General features: G+C 70.6%; 21 protein-coding genes. 4 read left to right on the top strand and 17 right to left on the bottom strand.

All coding sequences use genetic code 11. The features are described from left to right. Positions 1-6 precede the first annotated feature (6 nt). The 6 genes from TsocGM_RS15005 to TsocGM_RS14980 all read right to left on the bottom strand — a co-directional run bounded on the left by TsocGM_RS15005 (position 7) and on the right by TsocGM_RS14980 (position 7,040). Positions 7-1,521, bottom strand: a complete 1,515-nt coding sequence (locus tag TsocGM_RS15005) for an aldehyde dehydrogenase family protein (protein WP_126726282.1) — start codon at positions 1,519-1,521, stop codon at positions 7-9. A 162-nt stretch (positions 1,522-1,683) separates the two neighbouring features. Next, positions 1,684-2,922 (bottom strand): glycosyltransferase, encoded by a 1,239-nt coding sequence (locus tag TsocGM_RS15000; protein ID WP_126726281.1) that lies wholly within the window; start codon positions 2,920-2,922, stop codon positions 1,684-1,686. Beyond that, a complete protein-coding gene (locus TsocGM_RS14995) occupies positions 2,919-3,458 on the bottom strand; it encodes a hypothetical protein (protein ID WP_126726280.1) in 540 nt (179 codons plus the stop codon). The genes TsocGM_RS15000 and TsocGM_RS14995 overlap by 4 nt, the downstream gene beginning before the upstream one ends. Then, complete coding sequence (locus TsocGM_RS14990) at positions 3,455-4,012, bottom strand: hypothetical protein (protein ID WP_126726279.1); 558 nt, start codon at positions 4,010-4,012, stop codon at positions 3,455-3,457. The genes TsocGM_RS14995 and TsocGM_RS14990 overlap by 4 nt, the downstream gene beginning before the upstream one ends. Before the next feature lie 488 nt (positions 4,013-4,500). After that, positions 4,501-5,796, bottom strand: coding sequence for a nickel pincer cofactor biosynthesis protein LarC (gene larC / locus TsocGM_RS14985; protein WP_126726278.1), 1,296 nt, complete (start codon positions 5,794-5,796; stop codon positions 4,501-4,503). Between the two features lie 233 nt (positions 5,797-6,029). Beyond that, positions 6,030-7,040, bottom strand: a complete 1,011-nt coding sequence (locus tag TsocGM_RS14980) for a class I SAM-dependent methyltransferase (protein ID WP_126726277.1) — start codon at positions 7,038-7,040, stop codon at positions 6,030-6,032. Positions 7,041-7,760: 720 nt separating this feature from the next. Here TsocGM_RS14980 and ispG point away from each other — a divergent pair. Beyond that, positions 7,761-8,930, top strand: a complete 1,170-nt coding sequence (ispG, locus tag TsocGM_RS14975; protein ID WP_126726276.1) for a flavodoxin-dependent (E)-4-hydroxy-3-methylbut-2-enyl-diphosphate synthase — start codon at positions 7,761-7,763, stop codon at positions 8,928-8,930. Positions 8,931-8,989: 59 nt separating this feature from the next. Further along, positions 8,990-9,433, top strand: a complete 444-nt coding sequence (locus TsocGM_RS14970; protein WP_126726275.1) for an NYN domain-containing protein — start codon at positions 8,990-8,992, stop codon at positions 9,431-9,433. Between the two features lie 10 nt (positions 9,434-9,443). On the opposite strand, the gene TsocGM_RS27115 is transcribed toward TsocGM_RS14970, so the two are convergent. The 7 genes from TsocGM_RS27115 to nusB all read right to left on the bottom strand — a co-directional run bounded on the left by TsocGM_RS27115 (position 9,444) and on the right by nusB (position 17,844). Further along, complete coding sequence (locus tag TsocGM_RS27115; RefSeq protein ID WP_233578903.1) at positions 9,444-11,333, bottom strand: 4Fe-4S dicluster domain-containing protein; 1,890 nt, start codon at positions 11,331-11,333, stop codon at positions 9,444-9,446. Between the two features lie 325 nt (positions 11,334-11,658). Beyond that, positions 11,659-12,762, bottom strand: coding sequence for a DUF362 domain-containing protein (locus tag TsocGM_RS14955; RefSeq protein ID WP_126726274.1), 1,104 nt, complete (start codon positions 12,760-12,762; stop codon positions 11,659-11,661). A gap of 183 nt (positions 12,763-12,945) precedes the next feature. Then, positions 12,946-14,829, bottom strand: coding sequence for a DUF6599 family protein (locus TsocGM_RS14950; RefSeq protein ID WP_233578901.1), 1,884 nt, complete (start codon positions 14,827-14,829; stop codon positions 12,946-12,948). A gap of 53 nt (positions 14,830-14,882) precedes the next feature. Next, positions 14,883-15,788, bottom strand: coding sequence for a signal recognition particle-docking protein FtsY (ftsY, locus tag TsocGM_RS14945; protein ID WP_126726273.1), 906 nt, complete (start codon positions 15,786-15,788; stop codon positions 14,883-14,885). Positions 15,789-15,873: 85 nt separating this feature from the next. Then, a complete protein-coding gene (locus TsocGM_RS14940; protein ID WP_126726272.1) occupies positions 15,874-16,416 on the bottom strand; it encodes an O-acetyl-ADP-ribose deacetylase in 543 nt (180 codons plus the stop codon). A gap of 58 nt (positions 16,417-16,474) precedes the next feature. Continuing rightward, positions 16,475-17,338, bottom strand: a complete 864-nt coding sequence (locus TsocGM_RS14935) for a PHP domain-containing protein (protein WP_126726271.1) — start codon at positions 17,336-17,338, stop codon at positions 16,475-16,477. Then, positions 17,335-17,844, bottom strand: a complete 510-nt coding sequence (gene nusB, locus TsocGM_RS27655) for a transcription antitermination factor NusB (protein WP_126726270.1) — start codon at positions 17,842-17,844, stop codon at positions 17,335-17,337. Before nusB ends, TsocGM_RS14935 begins: the two co-directional genes overlap by 4 nt. Positions 17,845-18,140: 296 nt before the next feature. On the opposite strand from nusB, the gene TsocGM_RS14925 reads away from it, so the two are divergent. Next, positions 18,141-19,211 carry a peroxiredoxin family protein gene (locus TsocGM_RS14925; RefSeq protein ID WP_126726269.1) on the top strand — a complete coding sequence of 357 codons (1,071 nt, stop codon included), beginning with the start codon at positions 18,141-18,143 and terminating at the stop codon, positions 19,209-19,211. Positions 19,212-19,321: 110 nt separating this feature from the next. On the opposite strand, the gene TsocGM_RS14920 is transcribed toward TsocGM_RS14925, so the two are convergent. The 4 genes from TsocGM_RS14920 to TsocGM_RS14905 form a co-directional block, all read right to left on the bottom strand. Then, complete coding sequence (locus tag TsocGM_RS14920; protein WP_126726268.1) at positions 19,322-20,122, bottom strand: hypothetical protein; 801 nt, start codon at positions 20,120-20,122, stop codon at positions 19,322-19,324. A gap of 255 nt (positions 20,123-20,377) precedes the next feature. Next, positions 20,378-23,503, bottom strand: a complete 3,126-nt coding sequence (locus TsocGM_RS14915; protein ID WP_126726267.1) for an efflux RND transporter permease subunit — start codon at positions 23,501-23,503, stop codon at positions 20,378-20,380. Positions 23,504-23,543: 40 nt separating this feature from the next. Continuing rightward, a complete protein-coding gene (locus TsocGM_RS14910; RefSeq protein ID WP_126726266.1) occupies positions 23,544-24,842 on the bottom strand; it encodes an efflux RND transporter periplasmic adaptor subunit in 1,299 nt (432 codons plus the stop codon). Positions 24,843-24,988: 146 nt separating this feature from the next. Then, positions 24,989-25,393, bottom strand: coding sequence for a hypothetical protein (locus tag TsocGM_RS14905; protein ID WP_126726265.1), 405 nt, complete (start codon positions 25,391-25,393; stop codon positions 24,989-24,991). Between the two features lie 218 nt (positions 25,394-25,611). Between TsocGM_RS14905 and xylA the strand changes: the two genes are divergently transcribed. Further along, a complete protein-coding gene (gene xylA, locus TsocGM_RS14900; RefSeq protein ID WP_126726264.1) occupies positions 25,612-26,925 on the top strand; it encodes a xylose isomerase in 1,314 nt (437 codons plus the stop codon). Positions 26,926-26,996: the final 71 nt, after the last annotated feature.

Raw genomic sequence — 26,996 nt, 5'->3', positions numbered from 1 at the left:
GGCCGATCAGCGGTGGAACAGCCGCCGATACACCCCCAGTAGCCTCCCCAGCCGGGGAGAGTACGGAAAGACCTGCGGCCTCGGGGAGCCGACCGACCGGGCCACGACCGTCCTCGGGGCGGTCAGCTCGAGCAGGCCCTCGGCCCCGTGCACCCGGCCGAAGCCGCTGGCCTTCACCCCGCCGGCCGGGGAGAACGCCAGGGCGAAGAATGCCGTCGCCTCGTTGATGCCGACCACGCCCACCTCCAGCCGATCGGCCACCCGACGGCAGGCCCTCCGGTCGCGCCCCCAGACGCTGGCTGAGAGGCCGTAGTTGCTGGCGTTGACCGCCTCGACCGCCTCATCGACGTCCCGCACCACCCGGACGAGGACGACCGGCCCGAAGCAACCCTCCAGCGCCCGCTCCGGGGCGGTTTCCCCCGGATCGGCCACCAGGAGGATCGGGCGACAGAACCCGCCGGGTCCGAGCGGCCCGCCGTCTCCGGCGCACATCCGGGCCCCGGCGTCGATCGCGGCGCGCACCTGCCTCCGGAAGGCCGCTCGGGCCTCCTCGGAGATCATCGGCCCCACATCCACGTCTTCCCGGCTCGGGTCGCCCACCCGGAGCCCCTGGACCAGCTGGGCGAACGATTCGATCCAGGGATCGAGGGGCTCGGTCCGTCGGCCGACGAGGTAGATCCGCTTGACCGCCATGCACGTCTGGCCGGCGCCGAGGAAGCTCGACCAGAGAAGAGCCCGCATCGTCGGCCCGTCCGGAGCGTCGGGCAGAACCACCGCGGCATCGAATCCCGACAGCTCGGCCACCGCCGGCACCCCTCGGCCGCCGAGGGCGGCGAGCACCCGACGGCCGTTCTCCAGCCCCCCGGTGAAGACCATCTTGTCCACTCCGGCCTCGACCAGCGCCGAGCCGATCTGCGGCCCCCCCTGGACGATCGAGACAAGCCCTTCCGGCAGCCCGGCCGCGGCGATCGTCTCCTGGAGCAGCGCGCCGCACCAGCTCGACCGCTCCGAGGGCTTCCAGACGACCGCGTTGCCGGCGGCGATCGCATGAGCGATGACCGGAGCATTCAGGAGGATCGGGTAGTTCCAGGCGCCGATCACCCCGATCACCCCCAGGGGCCTCCGCTCGACCCGGGCCCGGGGCATCAGGAGCCACCGCTGGGGCCCCGGAGCCTCGATCCGGGGGGAGAGGACCCGTCGGGCGTGTCGGATCGTCCAGCGCAGGGCGTCGAGGGTGGGCACGACCTCGGCGGCCATCGCCTCTGCCCGGGGCTTGCCGATCTCGGCCCGGACGGCGTCGGCCAGTTCATCGGCCCTCCGGGACAGCTCGGCGTGCCATCGGAGCAGGGCGAGCCGGCGATCCGACCAGGGACGATCGGCCCAGTCCCGCCGGGAGAGCCGGGCCCGGTTCACCTGGTCGGCCACCTCGGTGGGGCTCGAGGCCGGGATGCGGGCCAGCTCGTCCCCGGTGGCGGGGTTGCGGCAGATCAGGACGCCGGCAGGCTCGGCGGCCGTCGTCATCTCGGGGCTCCTCCGGGGGGGATTCCTCGGACTCCGGGGCTGCTTGATCGAATCGGGAATCGCTTCCGCGTCGATCGTCCTCGGGTCGAGGGCGCCGACCGATGGCGATGGGACGAATCGGACGATCCGGCCGCCTCGGGTTCCGGCCGGGGCCGGCGCTGCTCAGCGGGTCGCCTCCGCCCGGCCGGAGGCCGGGGAGGGAAGCCCCGAGCCGTCGGGGTCGCCGTAGGAGGTGCCCCGCCAGGTGACCCGGCCGGTCAGGCACATCCAGATCGCGCGCAGCAGGATGACGTCGGAGACGATGCCGGCCAGCGGATAGAAGATCGCGAAGGCCGCCGTCCGGGGAGCGTTCCAGGCGAACATCCGGTAGAGGACCGACTGCTTGAGGACCTGATGCGTCAGGCTCAGGCCCAGCAGCCACCAGGAGAACGGCCCGGTCTGCCCGAGGGCGAGCAGACCCAGCGCGGCGACCAGCGCCACATCTCCCGTCTGGCTGAAGATCAGCGGTTCGATGATCTTGCCGACCAGCGGCAGGACCCTCCGGTCGTGGGCGTCGTAGAGGATCCGGCTCCAGCCCCGGACAAGGCTTCCGAGCGAGGTATACATGCGCGTGGAGCTGATCTCGGGAGCGACGGCCGTCTTCACCGGCAGGCCCAGCCCCTTGACCAGACGAGCGAGGCCGATGTCTTCGACGAAGCGATCGCGCACCGCCCGGTGGCCGCCGACGGCCTCGTAGGCCGAGCGCTCGATCAGCAGGAACTGCCCGTTGGCGAAGGCCAGGGGCCGGCGGTCGTCGTTGGCGAGGAAGGTGGGGTAGGTCCGCATCAGGACGATGCCCGCCAGCGGGGTGACGACCTTCTCCCAGAAGGTTTCGCAGCGCATCTCGGGCAGGAGGCTGGCCAGCGCGGCGTTGGTGCGCCGGGCGTAGGCCATGACGATGGCGAGGCAGTCGGGGTGGTGCTGGGTGTCGGCGTCGAGGAACCAGAGCCAGTCGCCCCGGGCCTCGGCGGCGGCGACGTGCAGGGCGTGGGTCTTGCCGGTCCAGCCGGGGGGAAGCTCGGTCAGGCAGAGGACCCGGACCCGAGGGTCGGCCTCGGCGGCTCGGCGGGCGACGGCGGCGGTGCCGTCGGCGCTGCGGTCGTCAACGACAAGGATGTCGAGGTTCGGATAGGACTGGGAGCGGACGGACTCGAGGCAGCAGGGCAGCGCCTGCTCCTCGTCCTTGGCGGGGATGATGGCGGTGACGGCGGGGAGGCCGGGGCCGTTGAGCCGGGGGGAACGGAGGTCGAGCCAATCGAGCTTGCGAGCGATCAGGGAGATGACCAGGTGCCGGATCGGCCAGGCGGCCACCAGGGCGGCGTAGATCCAGAGGATCGCCTGCTGAGAGGGGGAGAGGCTCATGGGAGGGGGCGACTCGGGGGTCGGGGTTCGTCCGCGTCCCGGCAGCGGCGGTGGGGGAAGAGCGGGCGTCGGGGGGAGGGGGGCTCGTCGAAGCCGGCCAGCTCGTCGACCCGGGGCAGGGCCAGCAGGCCGAGCACCAGGGCCACCCCCCAGAACGGGGCGACGGCCGACAGCAGCGGCCGGACGGCCCACGCGTAGGTGAAGCCCAGGGGCAGGGCCGCCAGGCCGAGCAGGGCGCTGAGCGTGTGGGACCAGAAGAACCAGCGGGCCCTCCCCTCCGGACGCTCCAGGACCGCTCGGGCCGTGCCGGCGAGCCGGACCACCGAGCCGACGAACATCAGGGCCAGCAGGGCGAGGTGCGACCAGCGATAGGCGTCCTCGAACGGCCAGAGCGTCATGCCCGGCCCCCGAGTCCGCAGCGCCAGGCCGCTGGCGGCGATGAGCAGGCCATCCAGGGCGAGCACGGTCATCACCGAGGATCGGGTCCGGTCGAGCAGGGCGACGGAGGCCGGGTCCAGGTCGGAGCGTCGGGTCACTCGGGCACCTCGCCATCCCGGAGTGCGGGGCCGTCGATCAGGCGTCGGCGGAGATCCAGGACAAGTTGGACCTCGCCGACGGGCCGGCCCGTGGTCGAGGCGATGCGGTCGGCCGAGGCCCCGGTGTCGGCCAGCTCCCAGATCCGGCCGAACCGCCGGGAGAGGTCGGCCACGGCCGAGGCCCGGCGGGCCGATTCGGCCTGAGTGCCGACCCCCTGCCGGGAACCGGAAAGGTCGGGCACGGCGATGAGGATCGGCCCGGGGGGAGCCGGGCCGGGCGGGTCGACCCGCTCGGTCGATGCCGGTCGGCCCGGGGGAGACGACCGGGGGGAACGCGCTCGGGGACGATCGGCCGACTCGGCGGTCGCCCGGTCCGTCCGGGGCCGGCGCAGGGCCGACTCGATGGCGGCAAGCCGCCCCTCGAGGCGGTCGAACCGGGTCCCCGCCTCGATCGACGAGCGTCGAGCGGCCCGCCAGGACGCGGCGACCGCCCCCGAGCCGACGGCGGCGGCCGCCAGGACGATCAGGACGAGGGTCGGCCCGTCGGTGAGCAACGCGATCTCCTCGATCCCCGCCGGGTTCGGCCCCGATCCCGCCCGGGCCTCCCCGGATGCTCCGGCCTGTCCGTCAACGATCGGCCCGATCCCCCCGAAGCCGGCCGAGGACCCGAACGACGCCAACGAGCCTCGTGATCCTCGATTCCCGTCCGACCTCCGCGCCGATCTCGGCGAGGGCGACCGGCCGCGGGCCGCCGTGGAGGGGGCCGGTCTCGGGCACCATGCTACGCCGGGAGGCCACGCCCGGCAAGGCGACCCGTCGGCCGACCCGTCGGTCATCGGCCCGGCGTCATCCAGGACCACTCGGCCGGGAGGCCGGGACCGAGACGGCAGGTGGCCGGGGTTCGGGTGCCACAGGTCCCGGCTGCGGACCCCGGGCCCTCGTCGGCCCCGACTCGGGTGGAAGACACCCCGGAGCACCCATCCGAGGGGAGAGCCGCCGAACCGACGGGTGCGGAGGCGGAGGACCCCAGCCTCCCCGTCCCTCAGTCCTCGTGGTGAGGGTGCCCGTGGTCGTGGTGGTGGTGGTCGTGGTCGTGGTGGTGGTCGTGGTGGTGATGGTGGTCGTGGGCCTGGCTCTCGCCCCGGGATTCGGGGGAGGCGGCGGCCGGAGCGGCGCCGGCGGCGGCATGCGCTTCGAGGGCCAGGCGGTAGACCTCCCGGAGCGGGACGCCGCGCTCGGAGGCGACCCGGGCGCAGTCGTCGTACTCGGGGCTGAAGGTGGGGGGACGGTCGCCGAGCCAGCCGAGCTTGCCCTTGATGGGGCCGAGCGGGGTCATGACCTCCGCGGCCTTGCGGCGCATCTTGTGGCGACTGACCGGGTAGCGGCGGACGCCCAGGGTGGTCGTCTCTCGGAAGAGGATCGCCTCCAGCTCGCTCGCGATGGCCTCGGTGCAAAGGACCGAGATCATCACGCCGGGGCGGTTCTTCTTCATGTAGATGGGCGTGACGAAGGCGTCGAGCGCGCCGGCCTCCAGGAGCCGGGTCGTGGTGTAGCCGACGAGCTCGCCGGCCAGGTCGTCGAGGTTGGTTTCGAGGACCCAGACCCGGTCGGCGTCGGGGGACTCGGCGGCGGTGCCGACGAAGAGCCGGACGATGTTCGCCTGACCAGGAATCTCCCTGGTGCCGGCGCCGTGGCCGATCGCGTCGATGGTCATCGCCGGCAGGGGGCCGAACCGCTCGCAGATGGTGGAGACGATGGCGGCGCCGGTGGGGGTGGTCAGCTCCATCTCGACGGGGGAGTCGGCCAGCGGGACGCCCCGGAGCAGCTCGGCGGTGCCGGGGGCGGGCAGGGGCATCCGGCCGTGGGCGGCCATCACGGAACCCCGGCCGGGAGGGATGGGGCTGGCCTCGAAGCGATCGACGCCCAGCAGGTCGAGCCCGACGGCGGCCCCCACGATGTCGACAATCGAGTCGACGGCGCCGACCTCATGGAAGTGGACCTTGCGGACGTCCATGCCGTGGGCGTTCGCCTCGGCCTCGCCCAGCCGGGTGAAGATGCGCTTGGCCAGTTCGGCCTGGCGAGGGGGCAATTCGGCCCGGTCGATCATCGCCTCGATGTGGTGCAGGTGGCGGTGGGCGTGCTCCTCGGGAGCGACCACCCGGGCGTAGGAGGCCCGGAAGCCTCCTCGGCGGACGGTCTCGAACGTCAACTCGAACTCCAGGCCAAGCCGGCCGACGGCGCCGACGATGACCTGCGGGTCGACCCCGGCGTCGACCAGGGCGCCGAGGGTCATGTCGCCGGAGATGCCGCTGAAGCAGTCGAAGTAGGCGATGCGCACGGGTGAGCGTCCCTTTCCCGCCCGGCTCGGGCGTGCCTCGATTGTAGCCCGGCCCCCCGAGCGGGCAAGGCGTGAGCGGAGCAGCCACTCTCGGCACGGGCAGAGGACGGCTCGTCCCGGCCTCGGCAGGATTCCCTTGCCCGCCGAGGGGGAGGAACCCGATCCGGGGTTCTCCTTCCGAGGGACCGCTCTGAAGTGAAGCTCATCCGGAGCGGACCGGAGCACGATCGCTCTCAGAGAACGGCTCGCATCGCGGGACGGGACCACAAACGCCAGGAACCATCCTGATTTCTGGAAGAACTCGGACGTGTGGACTTGAATTGGTCCGAGCGCTGGCCGGTCGATCCGGTCGGCTCGCTTGGCTTGCGGCAGGAAAAGACCTGGCAGACGTCCTCCGGGCGGACCGGCCCGAAGAAGACGTCCACCTCGAACCCGGCGCGTCGGAGACGCTCGGGGAAGTCGGCGCCAATCTCGGTGAAGACGGGATAGCCCCAGTCGCCTCCAGGGTGGCAGACCATCGGGCCGAGGGGCTCGACCGAGCCATCGGGGAGCAGGGTGGCGCGTCGGAACGTCTCGGGGACGCCGGGGAGCATCGGCACGGTGAAGACGTGCCGCCCGCCGGGCCGAAGAACGCGCCGGATCTCGACGAGGGCGGCATCGAGGTCGGGAACGTGCTCGAGCGTCTCGGACGAGATCATCAGGTCGATCGAGGCGTCGTCGTAGGACAGCCGCTCCAAAGTCTCGCTCGGAACGCCATCAACAACCGAGCCCGGCGCGGCCCCCTCCCGGAACTCGCTGTAGCGCAGCCCGGGGAGCCGGAGCAGCTCCCGGTGGAGGCCCTCCACCTCGTTGACCTCGGCCACAACCAGCCGGCGGGCCTGGGGAGAGCGAACCCACTGCCGGATCGATCGGAGGGGAGGGCCCTCTCCGGAGGGGACGAGCCGCAGCAGGACCTCGGCGATGCGTCGCGCCCGGAGCTTGGCGCCGCAGAAGGAGCAATCGCTCGACTCCTTGCGCGCCCAGGCCTCGGCGACCTCGGCCGAGACGCCGGCCCGGCGTTCCAGCTCGGGGCGAATGACCCAGCGCCGGTAAAGGAATGGGCCCCATCGGCCGCAGACGGCACAGCGGCCGAAGCGCCGGTGCGCCAGCGCGCCGAGGAGTTCCCCGAGACGCCAGGCCAGGCGATGCCCGCCGTTCCAGGCGGGCAACAGCGCATGCTTCAACCATTGGGGAATCGGCGGCATCAACGGCCCCGGCTCGGGTCAATCGAAGCAGTCGCCGACGCTGGGCCGCCGAGCCAGCCAGTCCAGCCGGCCCGTCCGCCCGGGAATCGCCCGGCGACCGATCCCGGGCGCGATCGCGATTGCGAACGTGATCGCGCCCATCGTCCGGTCCCTTCCGACGCTCCGAGGAGTCGAAGTTCATTATGAACCATGTTCGCCAGGGCCGCCCGATCGCGTCGTCTCGTCGGCCTCTGGGAGTGCGGCCCGACAGCGGCCGATCGGCTCGCAAGCCACGGTCGGTCTCCGGAACCATCTCGGCAGGACCCGATCGGACGCTTCCGAAGCGGCAGGATTCCCGGGGTTGGGGTCGGTGAGACCCACCACTTCGAGACGGCAAGGCCCATTCCGGACGGAATCGTTGCCAGCCCGCCCTTGATCCGGCCCCCGGGAGTGAGGAGCGAGCCCGATCCGGATCCCGAACGGCCCGTCCGCGATGGCCGAGGCCGCCGGCCGAGCCCCAAGAGCCTTGCCGATCTCCGCATCGGAGCCCGGCCGACGCCAACCGAAAGGCGTCATCGCCCCCCCCTCGGCCAAGGGCTCGGGGAGCGGAGTCCGACGGCCGGCCGACCTTGATGGCGGGGCGGGGCTCGACTACGATAACTGAACTTACGAGTCGGCCCCGCTTTGCGTGAAGATCGCGCAAAGCCAACGCATCCCGAACGATACGGACGCGATACAGCGATGGCCTACGCGACCTCGGTGCAGCGGCGCAAGACCCGCGAGGTGGGGATCGACGACCACGTCGTCGGCGGGGACAACCCGATCTGGGTGCAGTCGATGACCACCACCGACACGGCCGACGCCGCGGCGACGCTGGACCAGATCCGGCGGCTGGAGGAGGCCGGCTGCGAGATCATCCGCGTGACCGTGCCCAAGAAGGAGGACGTGGAGGCCTGCAAGGCGATCCGGGATCACATCCGGATCCCGCTCATCGCCGACATCCACTACGACTACCGCATGGCCCTGGCCTGCCTGGAGGCCCGCACCCCCTCCGGGAGACGAGCGGTGGACAAGATCCGGATCAACCCGGGGAACATCGGCGGGGTCGAGCGGTTCAAGGAGGTCGTCCGCAAGGCGAAGGACGCCGGCGTCCCCATGCGGATCGGCGTCAACAGCGGCAGCCTCGAGGAAGACCTGATCGAGAAGTACGGCTTCCCCTGCCCCGAGGCGATGGTCGAGAGCGCCCTTCGGCACATCGAGATCGCCGAGTCCCTGGGTTACAACCAGATCATCGTCAGCCTCAAGGCCAGCCACGTGCCCACGGCCGTGGCGTGCTACTCGCTGTTCGCCGAGCAGAGCGACTACCCCACGCACGTCGGCATCACCGAGGCCGGCTCCCGAGAGTACGGGACGATCAAGAGCGCCGCCGGCATCGGGGCGATCCTGCTCAAGGGGATCGGCGACACGATCCGGGTCAGCCTGCTGGGAGACCCGGTGCCCGAGGTGAAGGCCGGGTTCGACATCCTCCGGGCCACCAGCCGCCGGATCAACGAGCCGGAGGTGGTCGCCTGCCCGACCTGCGGCCGGCTGGACATCGACCTGGAGCGAATCGTCGCCGAGGTCGAGCAGCGCATGAAGGGGCTGAAGAACCCGCTCCGCATCAGCATCCTGGGCTGCCTGGTCAACGGCTTCGGCGAGGCCAAGGAGGCCGACATCGGCATCGCCGCCGGCAGCGGCAAGGGCGTGATCTTCAAGCGAGGAGTGCCCATCCGCCACGTCAAGGAGGAGGACATGGTGGAGGCCCTCTGGGAGGAAGTCCAGCGGTTCGAGGAAGACACCCCCGCGCTGGAGTCGTACCTGAGGAAGCAGCAGCAGAAGCAGCGAACGGCCTCGCTGCCGGTGCTCGGCTGATCTCCCCGCGATCGGATCCGTCCGGGGAGAGCCGATCGGAACCAGGAGAGCGGCCAATCATGGGGGAGGAGCCCGGAGGACCTCGGCTGATCGTGGACGCGATGAACGTCATCGGCAGCCGGCCGGACGGCTGGTGGCGCGACCGGGAGGGAGCGAAGGCCCGGCTCGCGGCTCGGCTCGGCCGGCTGGCCCTCGAAGAGGACGGCCTGATCTCGGTCGTCTACGACGGCAAGCCGATCGCCGGCCTCCCCGAGGGACGATCGGGCCCAATCGAGGTGGTCTACGCCGACCGGCCCGGTCCGAACGCGGCGGATGATCGGATCGTGGAGCTGGTCGCCGATCGGCCGGAAGGGGTCGTCGTGGTGACCTCCGATCGCACCCTGGTCCGGAGGGTGGCCGAGCTGGGGGCCGAGTCCCGCGGGGCCTCGTGGCTCTGGTCCCGGCTCGATCGGCTCGATCGGGCCGGGAGCGAGGACCAAGGCGAGGGCAAAGCGACGGGATGAGCCGGCCGGGTCAGGCCAGGACGCGATCGGCCAGGCTCGGATCCTCGACGAGGGAGAGCAGCAGCGAGCGTTCCTTGTCTCGGGTTTCACCGATGGCGGTGACGTAGACGGCCGGGTCGTCCTTGACGGGGCACTCGTGCTCGCAGATGCCGCAGCCGATGCACTTCTCCGGGTCGATGAAGGGGCGCTTCAGTTCCTTGATGCCTCCCCAGCGGTTGGTGACCTCGACGTTCCGAGTGAAGATGGCCTTGGGGCTGGTCGGGCAGACCTCCTCGCAGACGACGCACTCGGTGTCCATCGCCCAGGGGAGGCAGCGCCCCCGGTTGTAGAAGGCGGTGCCGGTCTTGATCGGTCCCTGGGCCTCGAACGGGCCAACACCGAGCTTCTCGGCGATCGAGATCTCCCGGATGGCGCCCGTGGGGCAGACCTGACTGCACAGGGTGCAGTTCAGCTCGCACCAGCCCATCTTGGAGATCATGATCGGGGTCCAGAGCCCCTCGACGCCCGCCTCGAATAGCGCCGGCTGAAGGACGTTGGTGGGGCAGACCCGGATGCACTGGTCGCACTTGATGCAGCGCTGGAGGAACTCCTGCTCGGCGACCGAGCCGGGAGGCCGGATCACCCGGCGGTCGAAGTTCTTCTTCACGCCTCCGGAAAGGCGGGCCATCGGGAAGAAGAGGACGCCAAAGAGGCCGGCGAGCATGAGCGTGCGGCGGTCGAGCGCCGGGGCGGTGACCTCGCTGGCCTTGCGGGGGAGGAAGCGGAACTGCAGCGCGTCGTGAGGGCAGTCCTCGATGCAGTTGAAGCAGACGAAGCACTCGCTCTTGCGCAGGTCCCCCTGAGGGTCGGAGGCCCCCTCGCAGCTCTTCAGGCAGAGGTCGCAGTCGGTGCAGCGCACCGGGTCGCGGTCGATCCGCCAGAGGGAGAACCGGCTGAAGACGCCGAGCAAGGCCCCGAGCGGGCAGAGGGCCCGGCAGAAGAATCGCGGGATGAACCAGTTGGCGACCAGGAGGCCGAGGAAGATCAACCCGACGACCCAGGCGAACCAGTATTCTCGGGGTTCGGTGTAGACCCCCTCGGTCGCCTTGTCCACCGAGGGCAAGACGCTGGTGGTCATCGACCGGACGGTCAGCGCGATCGGATCAAGCAGGCCGATCTGGAGCGTGGCATTCTCGCGACGGGAGGCGTTGGCCGAGCGGCCCAGGCCGTCTCCGACCGCGGCGATCGTCTCCGGGAGCCCGGCCCGCAAAACGCCGATCCCCAGGCCGAGCACGATCACTCCCAGCGACGCTCCGACGACGGGAACCCTCCCCAGCCTCCGCGGGACGGGAAACCCCAGCCCCCGGAACACCGCGACGGCTCCCAGGCTCGCCAGGCCGAGCCCGACGATCCAGGAGGAAAGGCCGAACGCCTGGCCGAAGGTCGTCGGGGTCTGGCCGTCGGCGGCCCGGGAGAGGGCGGCCTCGTTGTACGACTCGGCGATCTTCTCCGGCGCGTTCCACAGCGTCGGGACGATCCAGAGGCTGGCCATGGCGATCATGCCGGCCAGAATGTAGTACTTCAGCGCATAAATGCGCCGGTATCGGTTGGCTTCGATCGCCTGCTTGGTACTCCGCCGACGACCGATGTTGCCGAACAGGTGGTGCAGGATGCCGAACGGGCACATCCAGTTGCACCAGACCCGGCCAAGCATCATGGTGATGCCCAGGATCACCAGGCCCCAGAACAGGTTGCGGTAGATCGTGTGCGTGGTCAGCGCCGTGGCGACGGCCACCAGCGGAGAGGCCTCCAGGAACCACGAAACCGGCCATCCCTTGAGGAACCGGAGGTCGGTGATCAGCAGGAAGAAGAGGAAGAGTCCGAGGGCAAGCGCCTCGTAGACGCGTCGGATCTTGACCATCGGTCCCTCCGAAGCCTGGGCCGGCGCGACCCGGGATGACTCGCGATCAGGACGAGCGATCGGGCGATTCTAACACGATCGAGCGGGAAGGTTGAACACGGGGGACGGGCGGTCAATCGAACCGGAGGCCCTCGCGGTCGAGGACGAGGACAAGGATGAGGACGGAGAGGACGTCCTCACCGGAGCGCGTCTCCGGGCGCTTGCGGCGCTCGACCGGGGAGGGGAGCCGGGGCGGTCGAGCTCGAAGAGGATCGCCTCGATCCCTTGGACCCGGCCCCGGCCCCGCGACTCCGAGGAGCAGAGGCGCTTGGCCCGCCTCGCCGCGTCAGGCCAGTCGGATTTCCCGGGTCCACTGCGGCCGCCAGTCCTGGGCGAGGCCGCGGTTGATGGCCTTGTCGAGGTAGAGGATCTCGTGTCGGCGCTTCTCCAGGAGCTTGGAGACGCACCAACTGTCCACGGCGACGTGGTCGGTGCCGACGACGATGGCGTCGGCCTGCTTGACGTCGTTGAGGCTGCCGCCGGTGGGGCCGTTGCGCATCAGGAGCTTGCGGCCGTCGGCGACGACGAGGGTCGGCTTCATCATCTTGGCGAAGTCGGAGATGATGCCGTGGATGTCCTGGTGGAACTGGTTGCGGGGGTTGCCGAGCAGGCCGTACCAGTTCTTCAGGCAGACGGTCGCCTTGCAGAGGTTGTGGTCCTTCACCGGGCTGACGCCGATGACCTTGGTGGCCTCCTTGAAGGGGGCGTAGAACATGCTCCAGGTGTCTCGGATCGTCTCGCCGCCGATGTAGAGCTGCTCGAAGGAGGAGGCCTTGGGGAGCATCAGGGTGGCGCCGGAGCGCTGGGCGGCCTCGCCGACCCGGGTCTTGAAGAAGCAGCTCTCGGGGTTGTTGATCGGGTTGTCGCAGACGATCACCTTGCGGGCTCCAGCGCCGAGGCAGAGCTTGACGATCGCCGAGACGGTGTCGGGCTGGGTGGTGGCGGCCAGGTCGGGGTTCTTGTCGAAGGCGACGTTGGGTTTGATGACGACGACGTCCCCCTTCTCGATGAAGGTTTCGACGCCTCCCATCTCCTCCAGCGCGGCCTTGACCATGCGGAGCGCCTGGTCCTCCCGGGCGGCGTACTCGGCGTCGGGAGTGTCGAAGGCCGAGCGGTCGGGAGGGGTGGCTCGGACGACGACGAGGCTCGGCCGGCTCGGCGCGAGGGTGACGGAGTAGTCCTTCAGTCGGACGGGGGGAGGGGGCTCGACCCCCTTCATGCCCCAGGGATCGGCGATGGCGAGGCCGACCCCGGCCGAGGCGCCGACGGCGGCGATCCCTCCGCCGACCTGCGTGAGGAACTGTCGCCTCGGGATCGGTTGCTCGGCGGGGTTGACGCCGCCGAGCCGTTCCAGGTTCTTCTGCTGGGTCCGGGTCAGCTTCTCGCCCATGGCGATGGCCTCGACGTTCGGGGGCGGGCGGCGGGGTCGGCAACGGAATCGCGATTGCGGCGGGAATGATGCCGGGTGGTTGGCGAGGGCCCGGGGAACAGGAGCCCGGGAGCAGGGGAGGCGCCTCGATCGGCCGGGAAGCGGGGTGGATGGACTCGCTCCGGGGCCAGGCGCCAGGCCCGACTAGTCCCCTTCCTCGGCGTCCGAGGCGGCCTTGGTGTCGGTTTCGGTTTCGGAATCGGTGTTGTCGAAGTGCGGGACCTCGGCGGGCAGGGAGCCGGCGAATCGCTCGGCGAAGGCGCGGGCGGCGTCGAGGTCGGTGGCGCCGTTGACGCCGCCGAAGACGTTGCCCCGGAGGAACAGCACGTCGATCAGGCCGAAGTTCTCGGCGACGTACATGGCATCGACCGATTCCGACTCGACCTCCTGGATCTTGGCGTCGAAGGCCTCGGCCTCGGCCCGGTAGAGATCGAAGACCTCCCGGGCGCGCTCGGGGGAGGCATACGGGCGGATGAAGGCCTGCCAGGAGCGGTCCCCCTCGGCGTAGCTGGCCATGAAGACGTGGGAGAGGAAGGAGTAGCCGAAGACGTCCTGGGCGACGTACTGCTCGTTCGAGCGGCCGGGGCCGTCGGGCAGCAGGGCGAAGAGGGCGGTGGGGTCGGCGGCCTCGGCCGGCTCCTCGGTCGAGGAGGGCGGGGGCTCGGAGCCATCCCTGCCGTCGGCCGCCGCGACAGCCGGGGAGGCCGAGGAGTCCGGCTCAGGGGCCGAGCCGGGGAGGATGTCGTTGGAGATCCGGCGGGCCAGGGCGAGGGCGAAGGCGCGGAACTCGTCGGATTCGGAGGTGGGGACGATCTGAACGTAGTACGACTTGGCGTGGAAGAAGACACTGGCGCCGGACGAGTAGCCGGCGGTCCCGAGCTGGAGGGGCTCGGCGTCCTCGGGCTTCTCGGTACCGTACTTGCCGAGGGCGTTCAGGGGGTTGGACAGCTCAAAAATGTAGAGTTGGACCTCGTTGGCCGGGTTCCCCTCGGGGTGGTAGAAGGTGTAGGCCATGCCGACGACGTCGTACTGAACGAAGGACTCGGCTCGGCCGTCGATCTTCTCGTAGAGGTTGTCGGCGTTGAAGGTTTCCAGCGATCGGCCGCCGGAATCGCCGACCTCCCAGCCTTGGGGAAGGTTGGTGAGGGGGAGCAGGGCGGCCAGGTCGCGCTGGGGGGCGGGGACCTGGGCGAGTTCGGCCTCGCGTTCGGCCGGGGTCAGGCCGGGGCCGACGGCGGGGGCCGGGGAGGCTCCCGGGGCCGAGGGCCAGTTGAAGCCGGGGGGAACGGCCATCGGGTAGGGAAAGGGGATCGCCGTCGCGGAGTCTCGAGCGAGCTCGATCGGCGGGGCGGTCTCGTCGAGCAACTGCTGAGGAGCGTCGACGCCGACGGCCTCTCGGATGGTCGCCAGGTTCTCGAGCACGCCGGGGAGCGCCTCGGCGGTGGGGGGGAAGGTCGCGGCGGCGGCCCGGAGGGGGATCATCGCCTCGTCGAGCTTCTTGACCCCTTCGACCAGAAGGCGGCGCTCCTCCTGGAGACGGGAGTACTCGCGCTCGGCGGCCTCGGCGAGCTCCTGGGCGCTGCGGTACTGCCGGCCCTGCTCGACGACCGACCAGGTGGTGTTCGGGTCGAAGGCGTAGCGGTCCTCGTCGAAGTACTGGCTCTTGACCAGCAGCGTGAGGACGATGCCCGGCACCCCCATGACCAGAGCCATGCCGCAGACGACCGACCACCACTCCGGGGGGCGGTAGGTCCGGCCGCGCCGGGTGAAGAGGTACTCGCGGCGGCCGAGCACGGCGAAGGCGACCGGTGTGCTCGCCAGCGCCAGCACGCAGGCCAGCGCGGCCAGCCCCCGCAGGGGATCGGACCAGAACCAGTCGAGCAGCACGGACCACCCCGACGAATCCTGTCCCATCCGCATCCCCCGGAGGAGGCTGAAGGTTGGCGTATGGTTGAACACTTGCCCCGAATTATAGCCGGGCGGAGCGGCCGGCTTCAACGGCGGGGCGAAGGCGCGAAGGCGGGCCAAGGCCGGCCGATCGCGGCGGGGCAGTGGAGGGGTCGATCGGCCCGAGAAGCTCCTCAGGAGAAGAGGGACTCGACAAAGGCGTCGGGGTCGAAGGGCTGCAGGTCGTCGATCCCCTCGCCGACGCCGACGAACTTGACGGGCAGGTCGGTCTGCTGCCGGACGGCGACGACGACTCCCCCCTTGGCCGTGCCGTCGAGCTTGGTCAGGATCACGCCGGAGCAGGCGATTGACTTCGAGAAGATCCGGGCCTGCTGGATGGCGTTCTGGCCGTTGGTGGCGTCGAGCACCAGCAGGGACTCGTGCGGGGCCCCCTCGATCTTCCGGGAGATGATGCCTCGGACCTTCTCCAGCTCCCGCATCAGGTGGGTCTGGGTGTGAAGGCGGCCGGCGGTGTCGACGATCAGGTAGTCGACCTTCCGGGCGAGGGCCCGGTCGCAGGCATCGTGGGCGACGGAGGCGGGGTCGGCTCCGGCGTTTCCCCGAACCATATCGGCGCCGGAGCGTTCCGCCCAGATGGCGAGCTGGTCGGCGGCGGCGGCTCGGAAGGTGTCGCAGGCGCCCAGGAGGATCGAGTTCCCCTGGTCCTTGAGCCGCTGGGCGAGCTTGGCGATGGAGGTGGTCTTGCCCGATCCGTTGACGCCGGCGATGAGGATGACCGTGGGGTTGGTCGGCGCCTTGGCCAGGGCGCCGGCCTGGGGATCCTGGAGCAGCGCCTTCATCTCGGCCTTGAGGAAGGCCAGCAGGTCCTCATCGGCGGTCTTATCGGCGTAGGCCTCCCGGACGCGGTCGATGAGGATCTGGGTGGCCTTCACGCCGACGTCGGCCCGGATGAGCTTGGCCTCCAGCTCGTCGAGGAAATCCTGATCCACCTTGCGGCCGAACCAGGAGCGGACGTCGAAGAGCCGGGCGGTCTTCGCCAGGCCGTGCTTGAAGCGGTCGAGCAGGTCTTTGAAGGCCATGATCGTCGGTTCGGGGTCGCGGGAAGAGAGAGCGTCGAGACTCGTCCCATTGTACGCGATCGGCCGACGCTCGTGCCCGGCCGGCTCAGGAGAGGGCGATCCCCCCTCCGGAGAGTTCCTCGCGGTAGCGGTCGTAATCCTCCTGGTCGAAGCAGCAGAAGATGACCTCCCGGGGCAGGTCGTGGCCGCGGAGGAACAGCCGGACGGCGTCCACGGCGATGGCGCAGGCCTCGTCCTTGGGGTAGCCGAACAGACCGGTGGCGATGCAGGGGAAGGCGATCGTCTCGATGCCGTGGTGCTCGGCGAGCGTCATCGCCTCGACGTAGCAGGAGCGGAGCAGGGCCTCCTCGCCGGACGAGCCTCCCCGGTAGCGCGGGCCGACGGCATGGATGACGTGGCGGGCGGGCAGGTTGTACCCCTGGGTGATGCGGGCCTGGCCGGTCGGGCAGCCGCCGAGGGTTTGGCACTCCTGCTTCAGCCCCGGCCCGGCGGCTCGGTGGATGGCGCCGTCGACCCCTCCGCCGCCGAGCAGCGACTCGTTCGCCGCGTTGACGATCGCCCCGACCGCCAGGGTGGTGATATCCCCCCGAACGACTCTCAAGCGGGAGGAGATGGGATCGGTCGCCATCGGGCAGCCCTCCGCGGTCGGTGGGATTCGGGTCGAGCGGGCCGGGCCGGCCGGGGCGTTATCGACTCGAGAGCCGGCGAAGCCGGTCGAGGTCGGCCGCCGGCGTGGTGATCGAGCCGACCCATCGGCCAGGGCGATCGGGAGCATGGAAGTCCGAGCCGGCGATCGGGACGAGGTCGAGCTGCTCGGCGACGAGCCGCCATCGCGAGGACCGGCGGCGGTCGAGGCTGGGGCCGTCGACTTCCAGCGCGCCGAGCCCCGCCTCGCGGTAGGAGCGGAGCCGCTCCATCGACAGATCATAAGGGGGGTGGGGCAGCCCCGCAACGCCCCCGGCGCGTCGGATCAGGGCGATCGCCTCGGCCACGGTCGGCCCGGCCTTGGGCACGGCGGCGGGGCCGTCGTCGCCGAGGAACCGGGAGAAGACCAGGCGATGGGTCGGCACCTGGCCGGTCCGGACAAGGTAATCGGCCAGGTGCTTGCGGCCGAGCGCCGCTCGGGGGAAGGCGCGCCGGAGGGCCTCGGGATCGACGATCAGGCCGAAGTCGGCCAGCCGATCGATCATCCGCTCCAGGCGGATCCGACGGGAGGCCCGAAGGGCGTCGGCAGCCGATCGCAGCTCGGGGTGATCGGGGTCGACGAAGTGGCCGAGGAGATGAACCTCCCTCCCCTCGTCCCGGGCGCTGAGCTCGATGCCGGGGACCAGCTCGATGCCGAGGCGGTCGGCCTCGGGGAGGGCCAGCGCCAGGGCGGAGAGGGTGTCGTGGTCGGTAATCGCGACGGCCGAGAGGCCGACGGCGGCGGCGGAGCGGACGACCTCGCCGGGGGAGAGGGTGCCGTCGGAGTGCGAGGTGTGGACGTGCAGGTCGGCCCCGCGGTCGGCCCGGTCGACCGGCCGGGGACGGGGCCGTCGGCGTCGGGTCATGGGGAGGGGGGGGCCGAGGGGCCGTCGACCGGGGAAGAGGCGTCGTCGGCCGGGGAGAAGGCCTCCTCCCCGGAGGCCTCTGGAGAGGAGGCGGCCCGGGATTCGGCGGCGGGGGCCTGGAGGCGGTCGAGGATGCCGTTGACGAAGCGGCTGGACTGGGCGGTGCTGTATCGCTTGGCGAGTTCCAGCGCCTCGTTGATGACGACCTTGGGGGGGACCTCGGGGCGGTGGAGCAGCTCGAAGGCGCCGAGGCGGAGGATGTTGCGGTCGATGGCCGCCATGCGCTCCAGCGACCAGTTCTCGGCGACCTGGCCGATGAGGGCGTCGAGCTGCTCTCGGTGAGAGCGGACGCCGGCGATCAGGGCGTCGGCGTAGCAGCGGAGGCCCTCGTCCCGGATCCGACGGGCGATGAAGTCGCGGACCTCGTCCGGGGCGCTGTCGGGATTCTGTTCGAGCTGGTAGAGGACCTGGAGCGCGATCTCTCGTCCTCGGGTGCGTCGGGTCATGATCGGCCGGGGTGCCTGGTCGAGGTTCGGTCGGGCGGTCGGCGAAAGACCGGGCGGGGGGCTCCGTCCGCCCCTCGTGCTCCTGGACCAATCTTAGTCAAACCTTCAGGCCGCCGGGAAGGGCGACCAATCGGGCCGGCCACCCCGGAGGGAGGCGACCCCTGGGAATCGGCCCCGGATCCTGTCATATTCGACGACAGCCGGGCCCGGCCAGGACCGGCCGACCCGCCTCCCGGACGCCGAGCGCGGCGAGCCGCCCGGCACGAACCAGGTCCCGCCAGGAGTCCGACCCCGCTATGATCGACCCCCGACTCGCCGCCCTGCTGCTGCTGTCGATCGCCCCGGCCCCGACCCCGGCCGAGCCCCAGGAGCAGGGCCAGCCCGCCGACCCGATCGCGGCGATCGACGCCGAGTTCGACCGCAAGTTCCGAGCGCTGGAGCGCGAGCGGCTGGAGCAACTGGCGGCGCTCGCCGAGCGGAGCGAGGGACCCGAGGCCATCCGGGCCTACGAAACCTACTTCCGCAGCGCCCTGGGCGCCGGCCTCTTCCAGGAGGCCGAGGAGCTGGCCCATCGGGTGCTCGAGGCCGGGGCCCCCTCCCCGGTGCTCCGCTACCTCGCCGAGGTGGCCAACGTGATGGCGGAGGCGGATCGGGGGGCCTTCGAGGAGTCGCTCACGAGCATCGTCCGCGCCGTGCAGGCCAGCGAACGAGAGGGGCAGGAGGACGCCCAGCTCGCTCGGATCGCCCTGCCCCCCGCGGCCCGGCTCTCGCTGCTGGATACCTACTACCAACGGCTCGTCCAGGCGGGGCAGTACGAGATCGCCCGCAAGGCCTTCGGGACGATCCGGCGGAATCTCCAGGACGGCAGCGAGCCGGAAATCGTCTCCTATCTGGAGAACCGGATCGCCCAGCTCGACATGGTCGGCCAGCCCGCTCCGGCGTTCGAGGGGGTCGACGTGGACGGCCGAGCGATCCGGTCGCAGGATCTCGCCGGTCAGCCGGTGCTGCTGGTCTTCTGGGCGACCTGGTATCAGCCGAACGCCGAGCAAATCGCCTGGATGAAGGAGGCCTACGGCTCGTACCGGGAGCGGGGGCTCCGGATCATCGGCGTGAACCTGGACGCCCTGGCCAATGGGGGACGCCCGCTGGAGGAGGTGCTCCCGGAGGTCCGCGAGTATGTGCTGCGACACAACGTCCCCTGGCCGAACATCGTCAACGTCCCGGGAGACGGGGACATCGCCCGGGCCTTCGGCATCAGCGAGATCCCGGCCAACGTGCTGATCGACGGCACGGGCCGGATCGCGGCGCTGGAGTTGGGGCCGGGGACGTTCGCGACCGAGGTCGAGAAGGTCCTCGGCGGCTCCTAAGGAGAAGCCAGCCCCGATCGATCGCGGGGAAGATCGCCCGGAAGGCGACCCTCCCCCTCGGTTCCTCCGGATCCGAGCGCTCCGACGAGATCGAATCGGATCGGGTCGAATCACGGAGGGGGAGGAGGGCCGCCGGTCCGGGAGGCGCCGCGTTCGGCGGCCTGGGCGAGGGCGTCGTAGAGCGAGAGCAGGAAGAGGTGGAAGGTGTCGGCGACGCGGGGGGTGGAGGTCTCCCGGACGAACTGGAGGGCCGGCTGACCGTAGTCGAGCAGGGCCTGGCGGGCCGAGGCAACGGTCGAGATCCGGGAGTACCCCATCGCCCGCTCCTCGTCGACGACCTCCTTGATGGCGGCGTCGGCCCGGTCGCGCTGGTCGGCCAGGTCGCCGGAGATGGGGGCGTCGGCCGGCCAGACGACCTGGCCGTTGTCGTTGACGAAGCTGGAGACGCTCAGGACCGGCCGGGGGACCGAGGGGGCCTCGGGAGCGCCGGGTTCGGCCGCATTGTCGACGGCCCCCGGCGCGGGTCGGGAGCCGGGGATCGGGGTGCCCCGGCCGCGACGGTCGACGTCGATGCCTTGCATCGACTGGACGTCGTACCGCTGCTGCAGGGCGACCTGCTGGCGGCGGTAGTCGAACCGGTCGGGGGTGGAGAGCGAGGTCCGGTTGAGGGCCTCCTGGTCCATCCCAGCCCGGGTGACGGCGATCCGGTCGAGGGTCGAGACGGAGGGGGGGGTGTAAGGATGCAGGAAGGCCCCGTATCCCCAGCCGTAGCCGCCGAAGCCGAACTGGGCGTCGGCCTCGCCGGCGGAGAGGAGCGCGAGGGCCACCGCGGCGAGGGCCGGGCCCCCGCACCGCCGGAGGGCTCGCCAGGGGGCCGGCCCGGGGGCGGTGCTCGGTGCGAGAGTCGTCATCGAAGCGGCCTCAGTCGGCGTCGTCCGCGATCCGTCGAGATGGTCCCCGGCTGCTCCGAGCGTCCCCGGGCGATCGGCGTCGGCCCGGCGGACGGCCGGCCCGATGTCGCCTCCAATCATAGGTCGCCTGGCTCGCGATCACAACGCCGGGGGCCGGCATCGGCCGGGGCTCGGGCTCCCCGCCGACGACCCCGAGGATGGCCGTCGGCGGGGCTCGCGATCGCTCCCGGAGGATGAGCCCGGTCGGCTCCGGGCTCAGGAGGAGGCCGGGGGGCCGTCGGGATCGCCGGCCAGCAGGGCGGCCGCCTCGGGATCGGGGGCGGGGCCCCGGCCGAAGAGGAGGTAGAGGACCGGCAGGGAGATCATCGTCAGCAGCGTGGCCGTCATCATGCCGAAGACGACAACGGTCGCCAGCGGGCGCTGGACCTCGGCGCCGAACCCGGAGGAGAGGGCCATCGGCAGGAAGCCGAGCGCGGCGACGGTGCCGGTCATCAGCACGGGCCGGAGCCGCTCGAGGGCCGCGTCCCGGATCGCGTCGGCCTTGGACATCCCCATCCTCATGCGCTGGTGGACGGCGTTGAGCAGGACCAGGCCCATGAGCATCGACGCCCCGTTGAGGGCGATAAAGCCGACGCCGGCCGAGATCGTGAAGGGCATCCCGCGGAACCAGAGCCCGAAGACCCCGCCGTTGGTGGCGAAGAACAGGCCGGTGAAGATGAGCAGGGCGTCCCGCAGCGAGTTGAACGTCAGGTACAGCAGGCTCATCGTCAAGAGCAGCGAGAGCGGCACGACCAGGTTCAGCCGGGATCGGGCCCGGATGAGGTTCTCGAACTGGCCTCCCCACTCGATGGCGTAACCGGCCGGCAGGGTGAACTCCCGCTCGATCGTACGCTGGGCCTCCTCGACGAACGAGCCGACGTCTCGGCCCCGGACGTTGGCCTGGACGATGATCCGGCGCTGGCCCCACTCCCGGGGGATGGCCGAGGGGCCGACGGAGTCCTCGAACCGGACGAGGCGGGTCAGAGGGAGCCGGGCGCCGGTGGCCGTCGGGATCAGGATCCCCTTCAGGGCGTCGGGGTTGTCTCGGTACGGCTCGGGAAGGCGGACGACCAGGGGGAAGCGGCGGCCCCCCTCCTCCTCGAAGATCTCGCCGACGGTCGTGCCGCCGATGGCGGCGATCGCGTCGAGGACCACCCGGGCGGGGACGCCGTGGCGGGAGACGGCCTCGCGGTCGACGACGATCCGAAGCACCGGCAGGCCGGTGATCTGCTCGACGCTGACGTCGGCGGCGCCGGGGATCCGCTCGATGACCCGGGCGATCTCGCCCGCCTTGGTCTGGAGCGTCTCCAGATCGTCGCCGAAGAGCTTGATGCCGAGGTCGGCCCGGATGCCGGCGATCATCTCGTTGATGCGCTGCTCGATCGGCTGGCTGAAGACCGCTTCCATCCCGGGAAGCCGCCCGACAACCTCGGCCATCTGGTTGACCAGGTCCTCCTGGTCGACGGCCCGAGTCCAGCCCTCCCGGGGCTTGAGGGTGACGAAGACGTCGCTCAGCTCCAGACCCATCGGGTCGGTGGCCACCTCGGCGGTGCCGGTTCGGGTCCAGATGTCGTCGATCTCGTCGGGGAACTCCTCCAGGAGGATTCGCTCCAGCTCGGTGCCGTAGCGCTGGGACTCCTCGAGGTTGACGCTCGCCAGGCGGACGGTGTTGAAGACGATGGACCCCTCGGCCAGCCGGGGGATGAACTCGGAGCCCAGCCCCAGGCCGACCCGGGCGGCGAGCAGGGTAAGCAGGATCAGAGCGCCGAGCGTGGGCAGCGGGTTGCGCAGGGCCAGCTCGAGCAGCGGACGGTAGAGGGTGTGGGCGATGCGGTCGATGATCGTCTCCTTCTCGGACATCCCCTTGCGGAGGGTGAACGAGGCGAGCACCGGCATCAGGGTCAGCGAGAGGGCCATCGAGCCGAGCAGCGCGAAGATGACGGTCAAGGCCATCGGCCGGAAGAGCTTCCCCTCGACCCCCTGGAGGGTGAGGATCGGCAGGGAGACGACCATGATGATCAGCTCGCCGAACATGGTCGGCTTGCGGACCTCGACGGCGGCCTCCCGAACGACTTCGAGCTTGGGGCGGTCGGTGCGGTCGTGCGAGAGGCGCCGGACGCAGTTCTCGATCATGACGACCGAGCTATCCACAACCAGGCCGAAGTCGATGGCGCCAAGGCTCATCAGGCTGCCGGCGATGCCCACGCGCTGCATCATCGAGACGGCGAAGAGCATCGAGAGCGGAATGGCGCTGGCGACGATCAGGCCCGCCCGGAGATTGCCCAGGAAGGCGAAGAGCACGGCGACGACGAGAATCGCCCCCTCGGACAGGTTCCGCTCGACGGTGTGCAAGACTCGGGAGATCAGGTCGGTGCGTCGGTAGACGACGTTGACCTCGACGCCGGGGGGGAGCAGCTGGCGGACGTCCTCCATTGCGGCCTCCAGCGCGTTGGTGACCTCTCGGGAGTTCTCCCCCATCCTCATGAAGGCCAGGCCGAGAACGACCTCCCCCTTGCCGTGGGCCGTGGTCCCGCCCCGACGGATGGCGTGCCCGATGGCGACGTCGGCCACGTCTCGGACCCGGATCGGCACGCCGTTGACGGCCGTGATGACCACATCGGAGATGTCCCGCTCGGTCCGGAGCAGGCCAACCCCCTGCACGAGGTGGACCTGCCCGGCCTGGTCGACCGGACCGCCCCCGACGTTGGTGTTGTTCTCCTGCAGGGCGAGCGTCAGGTCATCGAAGGTGAGGTGGTACTTGGCGAGCTTGTCGGGATCGACGCGGACCTCGTACTGCTTGGCCAGGCCGCCGAGGGTGTTGATCTCGGCCACGCCCGGCACCCGGATCAGTCGGGGGCGGACAACCCAGTCGTGCAGCGTCCGAAGCTCCGTCAGGTCGTAGACCTCGCTGGTCAGGTAGTAGTGGTAAATCTCCCCCAGCCCGGTGGCCACCGGCCCCATCTGAGGCTGGCCGATCCCGGGAGAGAGCTCGAGATTGGTCAGGCGCTCGGTGATCTGCTGGCGGGCGAAGTAGATGTCGGTGGCATCGCCGAAGATCGCCACCACCTGCGACAGACCGAACTTGGAAACCGAGCGGACCTCCTCCAGCCCCTTCAGGCCGCCCAGCGCCAACTCGACCGGATAGGTGACGAGCAGCTCGATCTGCTCCGGCGTCATCGACGGGGCGACGGTGTTGATCTGGACCTGATTGGGCGTCGTGTCGGGGAAGGCGTCCAGCGGCAGCCGAAGCGCCGAGTTCACCCCGACGAAGATCAGCAGCCCGGCCAGCAGCAGGATGACGACGCGGTTCTGGAGGCTGAAATTGATCAGCGCATTGAGCATCGGCGGACCCTCCGGCGATCGGTTCGGGACGGGACGGACCTCAATCGCCGACGAGTTCGTCGCGACGCAGCTCGGTCATCAGCAGGAAGGAGCCCGTGGTGACGACCTCCTCCCCCGCCTCGAGGCCCCAGGAGACCTCGACCGCCTCCGGGTCGGGCAGGTCCTTCGTTTCGACGCGCTGGGGGACGTAGGTGCCGTCGTCCCGGACGAGAAAGACCAGCCCGACCCCCGGCCCGAAGTCCTGGAGCGCGGCTCGGGGGATGACGACCGCCGCTCGGGGCTCGCCGACCTTAATCACTCCCCGGCCGAACTGGCCGGCCCGGAGGCAGCGGTCTCGGTTGTCCAGCGCGGCGAGCACGCGAACCGTCCGGGTGTTGGGGTTCACCGACGCCTCGACCCACTCAACCTCGCCGCTGGCCGTCACCTCGTCCAGCCCGGGAACGGTGAAGCTCACCCGGTGGCCCGGCCGCACCAACCGGAACTCGGACTCGGGCACGTCGATCCAGGCCCAGAGCGTGTCCAGGTCGGTCAGCTGGAACATCACCGTGTTCGGCTCCAGCGCTTCGCCGACGACGGCGTGCAGCTCGACCACCGTGCCCGAGATCGGGGCCACGACCTCCAGCAGGGAAGAGGTGTCCATCTCCTCGGCGATCCGATCGAGATCGTCATCGTCGAAGCCGAGGTTGCGGAGCGACTGCCGGGCGCCAAGCAGATCGGCCTCGGCCTTGCTGAGCGCGGCCTTCGCCTCAATCTCGTTCGCCTTGGGCAAGGCGTCTTTGGCCGCGAGGCCCTGGATCCGCGTGTAGGTCTTCTCGGCCAGGCCAACCGTCGACCGCAGCGCCAGGTAGTTCGCCTTGGCGAGACCGACCTCGGCCGAGTCAACCACGGCCATCGGCTGGCCGGGCTCGAAGTGGTCGCCGTGGTCGGCGAAGACCTCCCGAACAACGCAGCGCACTCGGGGAATGACCTCGGCGAAGAGGTGGGCGTCGTAGGCGGTCTCGGCGTTCCCCTCGACCCGGTCGACGACGATTCGCTCCTCGGCCCGGGCCGTCTTCAGACCGATGCGGGCCGCCACCTCGGGGGAAGACAGGCGGACGACCGGCAGCTCTCGCCGGAACTCGGCGCCGACCTTCCCCGGGTGGGCGTCGTACCAGCCGTCGTCAACGGTTTCCTCGACGGAGCGGGTGGCCGAAGGGGCCTCCTCCTGCTCGGCCGAGGGCGTCTCGTCCCCCCGGAGCATCGGGATCGGGATCAGTTCCGGGGCCACGATGACGACCCCGACGACGACCATCGCGGCGAGGACGCCGATCGTCGGCAGCCAGGACAGGAAACGGCGCATGGGGGTATCCCTCCGAGGGTGGGAGTGCTTGGGCGGGAATTGGGGAGGGTGATCGATCCGGGGGGGAACCGTTCGAGATGGATCCTCGACGGGACCGGCGTCTCCCGAGGGGGGAAACGCGGCCGAGGGAGCGCTCGGAGGGGAGATCAGCAGCGGAAGGACTGGAGCCGGGCGCGCACGATCCTCGCGTCACTCGGCTCCGGAGATCGAAGCGGAGGAGGGGCGGGGGGAAGATCGGTCAGACCGTCCCGCCCGATCGAGGAGACGAGGGCGAGCAGGTGATCCGGCGCGTCGATCGGGCTGCCGGAGCGATCGGGGGGCGGGCAGTCGGGGCAGGAGGGGGCGCTGGCGCCGTCGCACATGCAAGCGCCGGCCTCGGTGGCCAGATCGTCGGGATTGCCCAACTCGTCGCTGGGAACGCTGGCGGCCCCCCCCCAGGCGAACAGCGACAGCGTGGCCCGATCGTGGATGTTCTGGCCCGTCAGGCACGGGCAGCAGACGATCCGGAAAATCAGGTACAGGTGCAGCAGTCGCACCGCCACGCGGAGCATCGCTGGGGGGTCCTCGGGGACGATCGGGGCCGTTGGCGCGGAAGGCCCCTCTTACGCTACGATACCCGGCGCCGGGCCGGAGTCAAGCGTCGGCTGGGGGGGGACTTGTCCCGTCCCGAGGCGCCCCTTAGACTCGTCTCCGATCGCCGTCGAGGCCCGTGGTCGGGGCCCCGGCGAGCGACCCAACGCCCCCCTTCCACGCGGCGCGAGGCCCTGCGATGTCCGAGTTCTTCCCCGACGTCCCCAAGATTGTCTACGGCGGCCCGGACTCGAAGAACCCGCTCGAATTCAAACACTACAACCCGGACGAGCTGGTCGGCGGCAAGCCGATGAAGGACCACCTGCGGTTCTCCGTCGCTTACTGGCACACCTTCACCAACCCCCTGAGCGACCCCTTCGGCGCCGGCACGGCCCTCCGCCCCTGGGACGACGGCACCCCCACCGTCGAAAACGCCGTCCGCCGCGTCCGCGCCGCCTTCGAGTTCCTGGAGAAGCTGGGAACTCCCTTCTACTGCTTCCACGATCGCGACGTCGCCCCCGAGGGGAAGACCCTCAAGGAAACCAACGCCAACCTCGACGCCGTGGCCAAGGTCCTCAAGGAGGAGCAGCAGCGGACGGGGGTCCGATTGCTCTGGGGCACGGCCAACCTCTTCAGCAACCCCCGATACGTCCACGGCGCCAGCACCAGCCCCAACTTCGACGCCTTCGCCTTCGCCGGCGCCCAAGTGAAGAAGATGATGGAGGTGACCAAGGAGCTCGGCGGCCTGGGCTACACCTTCTGGGGAGGCCGGGAGGGCTACTCGACCCTCTGGAACACCGACCTGAAGCGCGAGCTCGACCACCTCGGCCGGTTCCTGAATATGGCCGTCGACTACAAGAAGGCGATCGGCTTCGACGGCCAGTTCTACATCGAGCCGAAGCCGATGGAACCGACCAAGCACCAGTACGACAGCGACACCGAGAGCTGTCTGAACTTCCTCCGCACCTACGACCTGCTCGGCCACTTCAAGCTGAACCTGGAAACCAACCACGCCACCCTCGCCGGCCACGAGATGCAGCACGAGCTCCGCATGGCCGCCGCCGCCGGCGTGCTCGGGTCGATGGACGCCAACACCGGCGACCCGATGCTCGGCTGGGACACCGACCAGTTCCCCACGAACATCTACCTGACGGCCACCTGCATGCTCGAGGTGCTCGACATGGGCGGCTGGACCACCGGCGGCATCAACTTCGACGCCAAGGTCCGCCGCGAAAGCTTCGAGCCCGTCGACCTGTTCCACGCCCACATCGGCGGCATGGACGCCTTCGCCCGGGGCCTGAAAATCGCCCACCGGATCCGGGAAGACGGCCGCCTGGCCCAGTTCGTCCGAGACCGCTACGCCAGCTGGGACGGCGAGCTCGGCCGGAAGGTCGAATCCGGCCGGGCGACCTTCGCCGACCTGGAAGCGTACATCCTGCCCAAGGGGGACGTGACGCCGAACGTCAGCGGCCGGCAGGAGATGCTCGAGAACCTGATCAACGAGTTCATCTGACCCCCGCGTCCCCCGATCCTTCGAGCCCGGCGGGGCCGGCGTCGCACCGGCTGCCGCCCCCCTCGGCCCGA

The organism is Tautonia sociabilis, from assembly GCF_003977685.1.
Taxonomy (GTDB): domain Bacteria; phylum Planctomycetota; class Planctomycetia; order Isosphaerales; family Isosphaeraceae; genus Tautonia; species Tautonia sociabilis.
This window is presented reverse-complemented; position numbering and strand designations above follow the sequence as displayed.